A 16,209-nucleotide genomic window follows, 5' to 3' on the forward strand; every position below is an offset into this window, starting at 1 on the left:
TTAGCGATCGGTTATCGGCTATCGGTTATCGAGGCGGGGTTATGGTTGGGGTTTAATCATTCTAATTTTGACTCTCCCCCGCTAACCGCTCGCGCGGTGTAGCGGGAGATTCTCGGTTCATAGGTTTTTAACTAGATCGACCTGGTTTAACCCAGTCGATCCCCGTCAAATCGCCTCCGCGAGCGTTTTCTAACACGGTCAGTCCGACCGCGTTTTTTCCTCGGTTCTCGATTACCTTCGCTGATGCCGTGTCTCTCGGTTCAATGTGGCCGCAAGAATCACACCGGTGAACTCTTTCTGATAACGACTTTTTGCCAGTAATCGCGCCACAATTCGGACAATCCTGGGAAGTTCCGTTTTTATCGACCTTAAGATAATATTTCCCCCGTTTCCAAGCGACAAACGGTAGTATCTCGTTAATAAAACTACCGATGCCCGAATCCAGAGATTGTTTTCTAACGATCCCTCTAGACCAGGAAATGAAGTTAATATCTTCGACAAAGATATTATCAGCAAGATCACAAAGGTAATGAGCTAACTTAAAGTGCCAATCTCTACGAGTATTAGACACTTTTTCATGTAATCTCGCTATCTTCTCCTGAAGTTTTAACCAATTGCTAGAGCCTTTAGTTTTCCGTTTCAAGCGTCTTTGTAGCAATTTAAGCTTACTCTGTACTTTCAACAAAAATCGAGGGGCTTTGATTAAATCTCCCCGTGAAGTAGCAACAAAACTCTCAATCCCCGCGTCAATTCCTAAACAGGTTTTCCCCACTGTCATATCGGGAACTAATTCCGTAGATTGGAAGGAAACCGAAACGTAAAATCCCGACGCTTTTTGGATAATTCGAGCTTGTTTAGGCTCGAACCCAGACGGGTATTCTCTAGATTGCCTGATTCTAATTTTTCCCAATTGTGGAAAATTTAAGTATTCGTCACCTAGAAAGCTTTTTGACAGCGCAGGAAAAACAAAACTCCGCATCTTTTTCTTAAATCTAGGAAAGCCGAAGCCTTTCGATTTCATCTGGTTAAACGCCTTATCTAAAGTTTTTAAGACTTGCTGTAAAACTTGAGCGTTAACCGTCTTTAATATCGGGTAAACTTTTTTAGCTTCCGTTAGATTTTTAGCTTGAACGAAGTAATTAGGATAGGGTTCATCCGCAGGAATTATGTACTCGGAAACTAGCGAACAGTGATCCGCAAGACACTTTCGAGAGTTTAACCAATCTTTCCGTTCTGAAAGAGCGTAATTATAAACGCTTTTGCAAACATCAAGAATGTGGATTATCTCCTGTTCCTGTTGTCTGTTTACCTTTAGTTTGTACTGGTAGGTAAGCGTTATCACTGTCTTTCGTGAGCGTGATGTATAGTTAAATTATAACACTTACTGCCTAGGATATCAACTATAGCGGTTCTCACACCTGTGTGGCACAGTTTAACCTTTGCTAATTAAGCTTTTCACCATCGATAATGTATCTCTTGCGAACAGGAAACGCTATAATTACAATCATGGACCAAACTAATCGCTAACCTTAAAACAGTTAGTAGTCGCTTAATTAGACAAGAATTTCCGTATTTGGCGGCCGAGTATTTCGACAACAAACCCTATTTTTGGACGGGAGCTTATTTCGTGGCTAGTTGTGGCGACGTTAAGTAGTCATGCAAAATTAATTACCTGCCCGATCGAGCTAAAACCCTTACGGGGCAATGATCGTCATGTGTAAATAATTTTGCCTAGGTACTTACTGTCGAACAACTAAAAAAATACGTCGAGAACCAAAACTCCCCGAAAGTGGAAACGCTACCGCGTTAGTTTTATTCTGGTCGCGATTCATCTCGCTCCATTGAGATAGTTTTGATTCCCGCTCTGGCCCGGTCGGGAGGAAATAATACCAATTCTCCAAAGTCTGACTACAGAAGTTTAATCCCCCTAAATCCCCCTTAAAAAGGGTGACTTAAATTCGATGTGTAGTTTTCATTTAGAGAAATGGTATAAGCATATTCCAGAAAAAGGGTTTTTTTGAGAAACCCGTTTTCTAACTGATAACTCAAAAAGATTGGGATTGAATGGCTGTGATTACCACCGTATTGATAATATCGGGAACGGTACAACCGCGACTGAGATCATTGACGGGTTTTTTTAATCCCTGTAGGATTGGACCAATCGCTAAAGCTTTTGTTTCCCGCTGTACGGCTTTATAAGTATTATTCCCTGTATTCAGGTCAGGAAAAATAAACACCGTTGCTTGGCCCGCCACCTCTGACCCCGGCATTTTTTGGGCGGCTACTTCCCTATCCACGGCCGCATCGTACTGAATCGGCCCTTCTAGCTTCCAATCGGGGCGTTTTTCCCTGGCGATTTTGGTCGCTTGTCGTACTTTTTCCACGTCTTCTCCCTGGCCCGATTGACCCGAAGAATAGGAAAGCAGGGCGATTCGCGGTTCAATTCCGAATTTTTGGGCGGTTTCGGCGGAAGATAGGGCGATTTCGGCTAATTCCTCGGCACTGGGGTCGGGATTGACCGCACAATCCCCATAAACCAAGACTCGATCCTCTAGACACATAAAAAAGACCGAGGAGACGATCGCACAATCGGGCTTAGTTTTGATAATCTGGAGTGCAGGCCGAATCGTGTGTTGAGTGGTATGCACCGCCCCCGATACCATACCATCAGCATCGCCCTGATACACCATTAAAGTGCCAAAATAGGAGACATCCTGTGCATAATCCCGGGCCATATCGAGATTCATTCCCTTGGCTTTTCTCGCTTCGTAGAGGGTCTGCACATAGCTTTCAAAATGGGGACTAGCCACGGGGTCAATAATTTGCAGGCGATCGAGATCGAGAGTGATACCATGTTTTTTAATCACCATTGCAATCTCGTCCGGTTGTCCCAAGAGGGTTAAATCGACGATATCCTGTTCGATTAAAACTGTGGCTGCCTGGAGGATGCGCGGTTCAGTCCCTTCGGCCAAAACAATGTGACGTTTTTGCGCTTTGGCCTGTTGTACGAGATTATAGGTGAACATCTTCGGGGTAATCCCCTGGGTCCGCAAAGTGCGAATTTGCGCTTCTAGGCGATCGAGATTGATGTTACTGTGAAAAAGCTGCAGACTGAGGTTAATTTTATCGTAGTCCGTCGAGGTCAGGGTGGTTCGCACATCGTGGATGTGTTCGGCCGTGGTGTAGGTATCGGTGGTGACGGAGAGAATCGGTAAGGGATCGGGCAAACCGTCAATTAAACGGGCGATCGAAGGATTGAGGTTATGACCTGCTGTTAAGACTATACCAGCTAATTGGGGATAATTGGCCGATTGGTGGGCCTGTAACATCCCGATAATCACATCGCCGCGATCCCAAGGGGTGATAATTAAGCTATCTTCTTTTAACCGCTCTAGGGCATTTTGCATCTGCATGGCCACCACCAGAAAGTTACTAGCTAAACTATCTAATCTTTGCTGTCCGTAGAGAACTTTTGCCTGTAATTGTTGGGCGATTTCTGCCACTCGCGGGCTGCTAAGTTTGGCATTATGGGGAATCACTCCTAGGGCATATTCTTGGGGGGGAAAAATTTTAGTTAGGGTTTTCCGTAATTCCTCTATTTTTTCCTCTTCAGCTTGATTGATAATAATCCCAATCACCTTACAACCTTTATCTTGGTAGGTGTCGCAGGAAATCAGGATCGGACTAAGGGCATCTTCGATACTGCGCTGGTAGGCATTACCTAATATTAAGATGGGATGGCCGAGATTTTTGGCGATTTCTGTATTTAGTTCAAATTCAAAGGCGGAATTTTCTTGCAGATAATCGGAACCTTCACAGAGGATAAAATCATATTTGTTTTCTAAGTTTTTAAACTTTTTGATAATTTTTCCGATGATTTCATCAAATTTTTGTTGTACCAATAACTCCTTCACTTCGTCGTAACATAAACCGAAGGCCTCTTCGTAGGTTTGTTCTAATTTAAAATAATTGAGGATTAAGTCAATGTCTTCGTCCCGATGACCTTGGGAACAGTCGAGAACAATTGGCTGGAAAAAAGCAACTTTATTAGTTTTGCGGAGAATTAAGTCAATAATTCCTAAAGCTACTAACGCTTTACCGCTTCCCGTTGCCGTCGTGCTGATATATAAAGAGTTAGTCATGGGTAGAGAAGAATAATAACGAATAACGAGGGTGGGATTTAATTGGGCTACCTCAACCTTGAGGTGGTTTTGATCCCCCCTTAATCCCCCTTAATCCCCCCTTGATCCCCCCTTGATCCCCCCTTAATCCCCCCTTAATAAGGGGGGCAGCGATCAAGTTGTCTATAAGGGCGTGAATTGTTGGCAAATTTTCAGTAAACTATCTTTATTTGTTGGCTAATCCAGAGATTTTTGTCCCAGAGCGATCGCTGTTTAAATATCTACTAGAGAGTGATCGACTATACCTTGTAATCTAGCAGTTATTTTGTCCGATTGCTGTTCACTGGTAACATTTTTTCCATCGACTTGATTTAATTTCCTCAGATTACAATAAAGACTCCAGAAAATCCTATCACCGGCTTTCCAGCTAGGGCTTGGTTTTTCATAAAGATTTAAGTAGGTAGGCGTTAAAAGTTGTCAGACACCCCCCTTATCAAGGGGGGCAGGGGGGATCCCCCCGCCTATCGGCACCCCCCTTATTAAGGGGGGCAGGGGGGATCGAACCTAAAATCCATTTTTAATTTAATTATAACCAGCTACTTAAGCTTATCTCCCTCGGATTGCCATTAAATTTTAACTGGAAGCAATTACCCCAGATTGTTGAAACCATTGGCTAATTCCGGCGGCTAAAACTTGCGCTAATTGTTTTTGTGCCTGAGTATCGGTAATCCATTCAAATTCTTGAGGATTACTCATAAATCCTAACTCTAATAACAATGAAGGACTACTATAGGGACGAGTTAAAGCTAAATTATTCCAAAATACTCCATAGGAAGGACGGTTAAGATTTTTGGTTAAATAATCGTGGAGAAAAACTGATAAATCCGCTGCTTGGGGATGATACCAAAATATGCCAATTCCTTGAGTATTTAAGGCATCTCCATCATCAGGTAAAGCATTATAGTGAACTGATATTGCTAGGGTTGGTTGCAGATTATTAATCATCTCTACTCGTGCCGGTAAAGATAAGTCTATGTCAGTTTCTCTGGTTAAATAAACTGTTGCTCCCAATTTTTCTAACTCCTGTTTAATTAATTTAGACATAAGCAAATTAATCTCTTTTTCTGTGTAACCCGTCGGACCGACAGCGCCAGTTTCTTTACCTCCGTGTCCGGGATCTAATAAAATAACTTTGCCCTGTAAATTATCACTTTTTTCCGGGGGATGACGCAGGGTTAAGATTAAATTTGTCCCCTGGTAACGAAGACTATAACCCCACTGTTGTTTTTGGTTAAGATTAAAAGTGTATTCTATCGTAGTCGGGTTGATTTGTCGCCAATCTAAACGTCTGACCAAGGGATTATCCACTAGAAAAATTGTATCGGTTTGGGCAATGGTATTATAAAGGGTCAAAATAAATTTATCATCCTCTTGTGCCACGGCGATCGGTACAGGATGGGAGAGGGGAAAAATAATTTCTGTTGCTTGATTGATACTTCGAGAAGAGAGACCGCGAATATTAGCATTATCTAAGACCTCATTAACTATTAAACGGGTTTCTTGCTCTAAAATCCAACCACCATAATCTAACCGTAACCAATCCCCTTCTTTCCCAGTGACTCTCGCTTTCGTACCTTGGGGTAAAGGAGTTAAACGGGAATAATCACTACCCGGTCCCGTGCGCGCTACCCCTTGGGCAGCTATAATTTCAATCACTGGTAAATTTTGATCGCTAATAATATTAATTTCTCCTTGACCTTGTTGACTAATCGATCGATTATTTAATTGTGCTGTAAAAATAGGTTTTCCTAAGTTAGCCTCTTGCTTAAACTGCTGACAACCTCGATAGTAACCAGTTTTATCCTCGGAATTCGCTTGATTAAGATTAGTTAAAACTGCGGCATTACTAGGCAGTTTTGTGGTTTGAGTTTGGGGTAAAAGAGGCAGAATTTTATCTCCTAACTGCACAGAAACCTGAGCTTGGGGAGTGGCAATCGCACTAAAACAAATCCATTCCCCCACTAACCTCGTCCTATGGACAGAAGGACTGAGAGAGTTATCAGCAAAAGCTAATCCTTGGGGAATAACTGCTTGAGTATCTCGACGAATTATTTGACGATTAATAGTTTGGTTTTGATAGCGAATAGTGAAATTATTTTCGCCAACTTCTAGGGGAAAACTAGGGGCAAAATATCCTTTAGCACTGCGTTGAATCGGTTGATTATTGAGCAAAACTTGACCCGATGGAGGAGCAGAGCCAATAAAAAAGATTCTAGCGGCCGTGGTTTGATGATTATCGGGAGGATAAACAATCATTAATGAGGTAGATTTAGCGCTGATACTGTGATAAAAACCGATTAATAGCACTAAACCCCAACCAATTAAGATATTTTGCCCAAAAGTTCTCACTTTTAACCAGAATGGCCCCATATTATCCCCCTCTTAGCTGACAAATATTATCCTAAAACAAATTCTAGAGGTTTGTTGTTAGTCTTCTCATCTGTACTACATTTAAACTGATCAGGAAATTTAGTACAAATGCTCTGACTTCTTCTCCCCATCACCCCATCACCCCATCACCCCATCACCCCTCTCCCTGTTTTTGACCCTAATCCTTTATGATCGATATAGATTAACTTTTGTAAAGGAATCGGAGTTATGGCTTTAACCGTTGGAACAATCGCACCGAACTTTACCACCACCGACGATACTGGAAAAACCGTTTCCCTGTCGGATTTTCAAGGTAAAGTCGTAGTTTTATACTTCTATCCCAAAGATGATACCCCCGGCTGCACCAAGCAAGCGCAAAGTTTCCGGGATAACTACCAACAATACCAAGACAAGGAAATAGTAGTCTTCGGGGTGAGCATGGATGACCAAGGTTCCCATGCAAAATTTAAAGAAAAATACGGTTTACCCTTCCAATTGCTCGTAGATACCGATGGTGCTATCACCAAAGCTTATGACGTCGATGGGGGTGGCTATTCTAAGCGCGTCACCTATATCATCGATGGAGAAGGCAAAATTAGCCATGTGGATGACAAAGTGAATACCGCTAGTCACGCATCGGATATTCTCTGCGTAGTCGGTTAATTTTCCCTAAAATCTTTTCTGGGTGTGTTAGGGGAGCCTAATACACCAGGTATCTATTTTTTAGTTCACTGATAATCAGTTTTTAATAACCGGATTTAGTATGACTAAATAGGGCCTGCTGATGATGAACTGAATATTAAAAATCGGACTAAAATAAGTGGGTGGGTGGAATTAAATATAAGATGAACGTAGGTTGGGTTGAAGCATGAAACCCAACGCCTGCATGGGTTACGCTACCGCTAACCCATCCTACAAATAATTTGGCCTCCCTACTTAATACTATTATCAAATATCTTGGTGGGATTAATCGGCAATCATGGTTAAGTTTAGCAAGTACCTAAAGAGGTTTGGGATTGTTGTTGGAGTGGCTTTTTTGTTGTTGGTTACTCACCGAGCGGCTCCCCGAAAGGCAGTGGAAAATGAGCAGATGAAGGGGGTTTGGTTAACCAATATTGGCACGATATTGTTACATCACACTACGTCCTTAGACGAGGTGTTAAATCATCTTTCGCGATCGGGTTATGACCGGGTGTATTTTAGTGTTTATGGGTTTAGGGGAACGCTTTATCCGACTTCCCAACGTCCGACGAATTGGTTGTTTGTGCCGCCGTTGAGCAATCCTTGGAGAGCGGCGGTTAAGGAGTCTTTACGGCAGGGTTTGAAGCCCTATGCTTGGTTTGAGTATGGTTTGATGTTATCCCCTAATGATCCCATTGCCAAAAAGCATCCGGATTGGCTATTAAAAACGCCCGCAGGGAAGACGGTGGTGGAAACCAATGTCTGGTTAGATCCGGCGAATCCGCAGGTACAAGCCTATCTTTTGGGCAATATGGAGGATATTTTAAAAGAAAAAGATTTGGCGGGGATTCAGTTAGATGATCATTGGGCAGTTCCGCGTGTTTTTGGTAATAAAAGTCAGGCTTTAACGAATTTAACTCGCAAGTTACATGATCATGTCAAGGCGATTAATCCCAAGTTGGTGGTGAGTCTTTCGCCTAATCCTCACTCTTTTGCGGTGAATAAATATAATCAAAATTGGTTGGCTTGGGTGCGTCAAGGGATTGTGGATGAGGTGGTCTTACAGATCTATCGGAAAACTCCCAATCAGGTGGCGGCAAGTCTTTCGGGATCGGGACTGGCGACAGCTTCCAGGTATGTGCCAGTGGGGGTGGGTTTATATGCGGGTTGGAATCCTGATTTTTCCTTAAAGGGTTTACAAGCTCAGGTGAGGACGGTGGAGCGTCAGGGTTATGGCTATTCGTTATTTTCTTGGGAATTTGTGGTCATGCGTCATCTTTTTAATCATATTCCCCGGTTTTAAGTGAAAAGGCTAGTATAATTAAGGCTGTTCTAAGTAAGTGGTTCTAATTACATAGAAGATAGATTTTGCCTTCGATCTCCCCCTGCCTTCTAGGGTTGATTCATAGTAGGGTTGATTCATGAATCAACCCTACCCTGCCCCCCTTGATAAGGAGGGTGCCAATTCCCCCTTAATACTGGGGCTGATTCATTCTCCAAATCTAATTCTTTTTTTTGCTACTCTTAATGGCTTATGAGGTAAGCTAGGGAGTAGGGGAGTACAGGTTTTTGCTCTCATAGTAGATTGATTCATGAATCAATCTACCGTTAGAGGAGCCTCATACACCCAATGTTTATTTTCCAATTCACTGATACACTCGACCGCGCCAACTTTGGGGACGGGTAAAAGCAGAGATAAAAATGCGGATAACTGCCAGCGGATCCGCTAGGGGAGATAGCCAAAATAATCCTGAAGATAGATTGACTTTTTCGCCCCGATAGTAGCTAGGAGAAACAGCCAATAAAAGGGCAAAACGAATCAATAACAGCAGCAGGTTTAAAGTCAAGACAATTTTTAAACTCAGGAAATTGTAGCCAAAAAACAAAGCTGTGAGCAGTAAAGGGGTGATAATTATCGGTAATCCCTGAGTAAGAGCTAATAAGGCTAAATCGCCCCATAATTGCCCCTGATAGGAGGCATCTTTGAGGTCAAGAGATCTGCCCCATTCGCGCCAAGTTTCCCTGAGTCCTTCGTACATCCGCACGCGAATCAACTTCGCCCCATCGAGAAATCCCACCCGATAGCCTTTCGTTGCCGCTAGACGGGCGAGGGTGACATCATCGCAAAAAGAACCTTTTGCCCCGCTATAACCGTCTAAAGCCGCTAAAACTGACCGCCGGCAGAGAAAACATTGACCATTGGCCATGACTCGTTGGGGATCTTGCCCGCGCACTCCGGCCGCATCAAAGCGATAGAGCAAAGTCATCAATAAAGCCGGCTGTAACCACCATTCTCCCGGATAGGAGAGGATAAATTGCGGCGACAGGGAAACTAAGTCATAACCTTCTGCGATCGCAGCTTTGACCAAACTAGCGACTAAATTTGCTTGGGGTTGGGTATCGGCATCAATGCCCAAAATCCAGTCACTTTCAGGAGAACTAAACAAAAAACCATTGTGTAACGCCCAGGGACGACCTACCCAATCAGGAGGCAAAGGATCATCGGTTTTCAAGCGAAAGCGGGGGTCTTTTGCCGCTATCTCCTTGACTTTTTCCCGCGTACCATCTTGGGAATTGCTATCGACAATCAGAATTTCTCGCACTTCGTAACTCTGTTGACTCAATCCCCTTAAACAACCGTCAATCCTGGCCACTTCGTTTAACGTCGGCACAATCACGCTTACTGTCCCTAACATCTCCGGGGTGGGGGGTTGGGGAGTCAGGGGAGGACGACGACGCGCCCCTTTTAGCAGACGGGAAAGAAGGATAAAAAAGGCAACAGCCTGAGACAGCAGTAGCCCCAGGCAGAATGCACCGAGAATTATCTCAGTTAACAACTTATTTGGCTCCTCTCACCGAAACAACGGGGATTTTTAGGGTTGTTACTTCGCTGGTTGCCACTGTTTGCCCGGAAGCAACAGTCTTGGCGCGATTATAGAGGAGTGTTAAAGGCAGAATACCGGTGAGTAATCCTAAGAAAATCGGCGGATAAATACCGGCACCCATACTCATGACCGTCGCAAAGCCAAAATTACCCAAATACATGACAAAAGGCAGGGTTAAATCTTGACTTGGCAGTTTCACCGGTTGCGCTTGCCAGATTAAAGTGGCCACCGTCATAAAAACACAACCCGTGCCAAACCAACCGGCAAAATTTTCATAGGGCATCCCAAAAAAAGCCCCCGGTTGTTCCCAAATCCAGAAGGGGATGGTAGTTTGACTCATGGCCGGATCTAGGACAAAATCCCATGAAGTTAATAATACCGCCCCGATAGCGATCGCTCCTAGATTTTGTAGCCACTGGGGTATAGCAAGAGTGGATAAACCAACACGAGCGATAATATAGGCACTAAAACCGAGATAAAACCAAGATAGGGGGATAGTAAAGGGTACTAAACCCGCAATTTTGTAACCTAGGCCCGAAAGATAACGATAATGACCGAAAGGAAAGCCGGTACTGGTTCCTAATAGTTCGCTACAAAGGGATAAACTGATAGCGGGAACCATGAATCCTAACCAGTGCCACACTCCTAGAGTCCGATAGGCATAAACAGCCACCGCTGCCATTCCTAACACCATATACACCACACCCCCCCGGCCATTGACCAAGCAAAGAAGGTTTTGCCAAAATCCGGTAAATTGGCCACAAATTCGGGATGGGGCAGAACTAGCAACAATCCCGCTAGTCCAAAAGCCATCGATACAATATGACCGATGAGCAGAGCTTTTTCGATCGCAATTAGTCGTCTCATTAAATCTCTAGCGCTGCGAAAGGATAATCATTTTCAAGTTTACAAATCTTTATTAAAGAATTATTACCCAGATCGGTCACTTTCGGCAAAAAAGTTTTACAGGGGTTAGGGAGTTTCCTGTAGTGGTGGTTTAGGAGTCCCTAGGCAGTCCCGATGAAAAAATTTTCACCCCCACAGATGAAAGAGGTTTCCTTCCCCACACCCTACACCCCACACCCCACACCCCACACCCTCTTTCAAGTCAGGAGAATCAAGAACGAATAATAATCAATCAAATTGTCTATTTAGAGATTTTGTGGTACTCTATACTTAGTTTTTTCATTTTTTCAACCCCCAAAAATTAATTATGCAAGGGGCAATGACTAAAAATGCCTGAAAATAAATATATGTTAAAAATGATGCTTTTAGCCCGAAAAAAAGGTTCTTCGGTTTGTGTTATGTAATGGACGGGGTTATAAGGGATAAAACCCTTATATAGAAAGACATGGCTGCGATTTTTGCCAATTGTTTTCGATCTAGAACGAGCTAATCAATTAAGTCTCTTGCCAGATAAGGATTTAGTCGATTTATGCCCCCTGCTCGAACCAGACCAAGTAACGAAGAACCAAAACTCTCTCCACCAGACTCACTATAATTAACACAGTGGCCTAGCTATGTCGGCAGAATCCAGACATCGGAGTTTACTTGCCAATCGATACCAACTGGTCGAGTTGATCGGTAGCGGTGCCATGGGACAAGTATATCGAGCAGAAGATAAACTCTTAGGTGGCGTAACCGTCGCCGTCAAATTCCTCTCGCAAACTCTCCTCAACCAAAGAATGCGTGAGCGCTTCGAGCGAGAGGCGACTATTTCGGCACTTTTAGGCGAAAAAAGTATTCATGTTGTTAAGGTTCGTGATTATGGTGTAGATGACAAGGAAGTCCCCTTCTACGTCATGGAATTTTTGCCGGGGGAGAGCATGAGTGAAATCATCAAACATCAGCCGCTGCCCCTCCCGCGCTTTCTCAATCTCACCCGTCAGATTTGTTTCGGCCTGGAATGCGCCCATAAGGGTATTATCTTCCAAGGGGAGATCTGTCCGATTATTCACCGGGACATCAAACCAAGCAATATTATCGTGATTCAGGACTCAGGATTAGGGGAATTGGTGAAAATTCTCGATTTTGGCATCGCTAAACTCATCCAATCGGGAGAATCCCAAACCCAATCGTTTATGGGAACCTTAGCCTATTGTTCCCCAGAACAGATGGAAGGTAAAGAACTCGATCATCGTTCCGATATCTACAGTTTTGGGATTATGATGTACGAGATGATCACGGGAGAAACGCCCATTTTTCCCGATAATCCCTCCTTTGGCAGTTGGTATGAGGTTCACCACTACGCCGAACCCCGTTCCTTTCATTCTAGCTTGCAATTACCGCCAGAATTAGAACAGTTAATCCTGCGCTGCTTGGCCAAAGCACCCAGCGATCGCCCGTCAAGTGTTACAGATATACTACAACGTCTCGAACGACTTGAACCCCTAGTCAAAAATGAAATCGTCAAAAAAACCGACGATTACACCCGCAAAATCAAAACCCCTCGTGATTTAAATCAAACCATTGTTTCTGCTGCTAATGCGAGGGATATCTGTGTCAAGTCCAGTTGGCCCGAGGATAAACCGCGCCAAAAAATTGTCTTCTCACGCTGTCTCCAGGCTGCTGACGGCGTTTTTCCCGGTTTATGGGTAATGTTGGATCGAGAAGATATCGCCGTCCGGGTTGCTAGTGTCCGTTATAATCAATTCCTCTTTTTACCCACACCTCACCCGATGATTCTCTGGATTACTGTCCTCTATCATCGTCAATGGGGCCCCCGCTGGTTGCCTTGTTATTTGGACTTAAAAACCCCTCAAGGTCAAAAAATGACCAAAACCCTCGCCGAAGCCGGTCAATACTGGATTTTATTTTTCCCCCTCGAAGGCAGCAACATCTGTGAAAATGTGATCACCGTTAATATTCCCGCCAATCAATGCCAAATTTTGCAGCAATGGCTGACCGATGGTCAATCGGGCCAAGGTGGCAGCCCGCAAATTAGCAAGCGGATGCTAAAACAGAAACTCGATCAACTTAAACCCCAGATTCTAGCCAAATTAGAGTCGGAACTGGCCGGGCAGCCCTAAAAAATCAGGGGGCAGAACGGAGGTTGACGCTATCGGTTACGATCCAAAAATAATCGCTGTTCGGCACTTGACCGAACGTTCAATCAGCTGTAGCCAATAATACATTTGCACTAAATAATAAAATCGGCGTTGCAGCCATCAATATCTGAATGCTAATTGTGCATCGTATCTACAAGTTAACTTAGTCCCAAGTTTTAAGAATGGCCTAGAGAATAATTCATCCTTAAAATCAGCAACGCCGAATTAATTGGCACGGATATACTTTGCACGGCTACAACTTGCATTTTTTACTCAAGGACAATAATATAGTTTAAGAGTCATAATTAGAAGCAAAGCACTCATTAAAAACATGATTAACCTAGAATTCACGGAAGAAGAAAAGAACTCACTGTATTATGAAAGATTTCATCATCCCCATCCCCGGGTTCAACTGAAGATGGAAGTTCTCTGGTTAAAAAGCCAAAAGATACCGCACCAAAAAATTTGTCAGTTAGCAGGGATCTCGCCAAATACCTTATTAACCTATCTTCGCGATTATCAAGAAGGCGGAATAGAAAAATTAAAAGAAATCAACTTCTATCGCCCTAAAAGTCAATTAGAGTTTCAAAAAGAAACCCTCAAAAAATACTTCGAGAAAAATCCACCAGCCACAATAAATGAAGCTGTATATAGGATAGAAGAATTGACGGGAATAAAACGAAGTCCTACCCAAGTGAGAAAATTTTTAAAATCAATGGGAATGAAATGTTTAAAAGTAGGTTCTCTTCCTTCTAAAGCTGACCCAGATGAACAAGAGGACTACAAAGAAAAAAAGCTAGAACCCAGACTAAATGAGGCAAAAGAAGGAAAAAGGGCTGTTTTTTTTGTTGATGCCGCTCACTTCGTCATGGGAGCATTTCTCGGTTTTGTTTGGTGTTTTGAGAGACTTTTTGTTAAGTCACCGAGCGGGCGTAAACGCTTCAATGTTTTAGGAGCATTAAATGCAATAACTCATGAAGTTATTCTGGTAACATATGAAACTTATATTACGGCAACTCAAGTCTGTGAACTCCGGTCAAAAATAGCTGCTTTAGGACTAATGATTCCCATCACTCTAGTCTTAGATAATGCCCGCTATCAAAAATGTAAAATTGTTGAAGAATTGGCTCTTTCTTTGTCAATAGAGCTGCTCTATCTGCCGTCTTATTCACCTAATCTAAATTTAATTGAAAGGCTGTGGAAATTGGTCAAAAAGAAATGTTTATATGGTAAATATTATGAGAACTTTTCTGACTTTTCTTCAGCTATTTATGAATGTCTGAATGATGCCCATCTGAAACATAAAAAAGAACTGGATTCCTTGCTGACTCTACGATTTCAGAAGTTTAATAAATCTCAGATTATGAACGTCTAAAGTATAGAATCAGAAAGCAACAAGGTGCGCTACAGCTTGTAACGCACCAAAATTTTTATTAATCTCTAACAAAGATTACAGAGGTCGATAGACGCGATAATCAATATTGGGGAAAATATTATCGATTTCCTCGACTTTTTCCAACCAACCAGAGTCAATCTTCTCCGATTTCACATCTTCATAGATTTTATTTAACCGCAGCAGGTGGGAACGAGTGCGCCGGACAGCGTAGGGAACCATCGTACCGGTTCGCATAATAAACGCCCAGTCAGAAGATTGTGCTAATAATAACTCCCGGGCCGCCTGATTTAAAGCCCGTTCCTGTAATTCATCCTCCGCTTCATGATGACTTAATTCAATCATCCGTTCCGTGCCTTTGTGCAGGTGAGGATAGATCCAAGCGTTGGTTTCATTTAGCCAGTATTCATGGAAACCCTTATAACCCCAACTGGATTGGGAAGGACGACAGACCTGCTGATGGGGGTTAGACCGGAGATAATCGGCTAAATGGGTCATTTGGTAGATATTTTGGTCATACCAAGACTTGCGGAACAGAAAATCAATAAACCAGGGTCCCTCATACCACCAGTGACCGAATAGCTCGGCATCGTAGGGAGAAACAACCAGGGGAGGACGGCCCATAATTCCCGCTAAACTCTCCACTTGCCGCTCGCGATTATACATAAAATTGCCCGCGTGTTCGGCGGCTTTTTCTTTGGCCCAGTAGGGTCATAAAGCCCTTTTTCCGATAAACCACCGTCCCGGCTAGTAATTTTGTGGTACTTAATGCCTATATTCTTGCGTTGACCGTTGGGCATGATATAGGGCTTAATATACTCGTATTCCGCTTCCCAGCCCAAATCTTTATAGAATCCCGATAAACTATATCCCCCGGATAACCGACTTGGGAAGACCAAACCTGTTGAGAAGATTCGTGGTCACGACCGAAAGCAGCCACCCCAGTTTCTGTGAAAATGGGCGCGTAACTGCCGTAACGGGGACGCGGACGACCGTAGAGAATACCGTGGCCATCGACGAGGAAATAACGAATGCCCGCATCGGCTAACATTCTTTCTACCCCTTCGTAGTAGGCACATTCCGGCAACCAAATGCCCTTGGGACGACGACCGAAATTTTCTTCGTAGTGTTGACAGGCCACCTCAATTTGCGCCCACACCGCTTGCGGGTACATTTTCATCAGGGGCATATAACCATGGGTCGCACCACAGGTGATAATTTCTAGGTTATTACTGTCGAGGAATTGTTTAAATGCCTTGACCAGATCCCGATCGTATTTTTCCCAAGTTTGTCGGATACTTTGGAAGGATTCAGCGTAATATTCGGCTAAGTAGCGAATATGGCCATTATGTTGATTATGGTCGATTTCTTTAGCAATTAATTCTTCTAACTTACCTAAGTGTTCTTCATAGCGCTCTTGCAGTAACGGATCCCGCAGCATCGACACCAAAGGCGGAGTCATGCTCATGGTCATTTTAAAATCGATACCGTCCCGCTTGAGACCTTCAAAAACTTGCAGCAGAGGGATGTAGGTTTCTGTGATTGCTTCGTATAACCATTCTTCTTCGAGGACGTAATCGCTTTCGGGATGGCGGACGAAAGGGAGATGAGCGTGGAGAACTAGGGCAACATAGCCAAAAGCCATAGGATTT

Annotated in this window: 9 protein-coding genes and 3 pseudogenes; 6 read left to right on the top strand and 6 right to left on the bottom strand. The window is 43.5% G+C overall.

All coding sequences use genetic code 11. The annotated features are described in order from the left end of the window. Nucleotides 1-127: 127 nt before the first annotated feature. On the bottom strand, nucleotides 128-1,342 hold the full coding sequence (locus VL20_RS09550; RefSeq protein ID WP_052276348.1) for an RNA-guided endonuclease InsQ/TnpB family protein: 1,215 nt from the start codon (nucleotides 1,340-1,342) through the stop codon (nucleotides 128-130). A gap of 168 nt (nucleotides 1,343-1,510) precedes the next feature. Here VL20_RS09550 and VL20_RS27940 point away from each other — a divergent pair. After that, nucleotides 1,511-1,654: pseudogene (locus tag VL20_RS27940) on the top strand (transposase); the annotation flags it as partial. Between the two features lie 391 nt (nucleotides 1,655-2,045). Here the strand turns inward: VL20_RS27940 and pta are convergent. Further along, nucleotides 2,046-4,142: a phosphate acetyltransferase gene (pta, locus tag VL20_RS09555; RefSeq protein ID WP_052276349.1), complete on the bottom strand. Its 2,097-nt coding sequence runs from the start codon at nucleotides 4,140-4,142 to the stop codon at nucleotides 2,046-2,048. A 612-nt stretch (nucleotides 4,143-4,754) separates the two neighbouring features. Beyond that, complete coding sequence (locus tag VL20_RS09560) at nucleotides 4,755-6,551, bottom strand: N-acetylmuramoyl-L-alanine amidase (RefSeq protein ID WP_052276350.1); 1,797 nt, start codon at nucleotides 6,549-6,551, stop codon at nucleotides 4,755-4,757. 228 nt (nucleotides 6,552-6,779) lie between these two features. On the opposite strand from VL20_RS09560, the gene VL20_RS09565 reads away from it, so the two are divergent. Next, nucleotides 6,780-7,214 carry a peroxiredoxin gene (locus VL20_RS09565; RefSeq protein WP_052276351.1) on the top strand — a complete coding sequence of 145 codons (435 nt, stop codon included), beginning with the start codon at nucleotides 6,780-6,782 and terminating at the stop codon, nucleotides 7,212-7,214. Nucleotides 7,215-7,530: 316 nt separating this feature from the next. Next, nucleotides 7,531-8,535 carry a glycoside hydrolase family 10-like protein gene (locus VL20_RS09570; RefSeq protein ID WP_052276352.1) on the top strand — a complete coding sequence of 335 codons (1,005 nt, stop codon included), beginning with the start codon at nucleotides 7,531-7,533 and terminating at the stop codon, nucleotides 8,533-8,535. A 343-nt stretch (nucleotides 8,536-8,878) separates the two neighbouring features. Here VL20_RS09570 and cruG read toward each other — a convergent pair whose 3' ends face one another. Continuing rightward, entirely contained in the window at nucleotides 8,879-10,069 is a 1,191-nt protein-coding gene (gene cruG / locus VL20_RS09575) for a 2'-O-glycosyltransferase CruG (RefSeq protein ID WP_052276353.1), read from the bottom strand. Between the two features lies 1 nt (nucleotide 10,070). Then, nucleotides 10,071-10,984: pseudogene (gene cruF, locus VL20_RS09580) on the bottom strand (gamma-carotene 1'-hydroxylase CruF). A gap of 497 nt (nucleotides 10,985-11,481) precedes the next feature. On the opposite strand from cruF, the gene VL20_RS31685 reads away from it, so the two are divergent. The 3 genes from VL20_RS31685 (at nucleotide 11,482) to VL20_RS09590 (ending at nucleotide 14,539) form a co-directional block, all read left to right on the top strand. Further along, on the top strand, nucleotides 11,482-11,622 hold the full coding sequence (locus tag VL20_RS31685) for a hypothetical protein (RefSeq protein ID WP_002772241.1): 141 nt from the start codon (nucleotides 11,482-11,484) through the stop codon (nucleotides 11,620-11,622). 15 nt (nucleotides 11,623-11,637) lie between these two features. After that, the gene (locus VL20_RS09585) at nucleotides 11,638-13,146 is read left to right on the top strand and encodes a serine/threonine protein kinase (RefSeq protein ID WP_052276354.1); all 1,509 of its coding nucleotides are present in this window, start codon (nucleotides 11,638-11,640) and stop codon (nucleotides 13,144-13,146) included. A 349-nt stretch (nucleotides 13,147-13,495) separates the two neighbouring features. Further along, nucleotides 13,496-14,539 carry an IS630 family transposase gene (locus VL20_RS09590; protein ID WP_052276355.1) on the top strand — a complete coding sequence of 348 codons (1,044 nt, stop codon included), beginning with the start codon at nucleotides 13,496-13,498 and terminating at the stop codon, nucleotides 14,537-14,539. 75 nt (nucleotides 14,540-14,614) lie between these two features. Here the strand turns inward: VL20_RS09590 and VL20_RS09595 are convergent. Continuing rightward, a pseudogene (locus tag VL20_RS09595) lies at nucleotides 14,615-16,202 on the bottom strand (glycoside hydrolase family 57 protein). Between the last annotated feature and the right edge of the window lie 7 nt (nucleotides 16,203-16,209).

It is taken from the genome of Microcystis panniformis FACHB-1757 (assembly GCF_001264245.1).
GTDB lineage: Bacteria > Cyanobacteriota > Cyanobacteriia > Cyanobacteriales > Microcystaceae > Microcystis > Microcystis panniformis.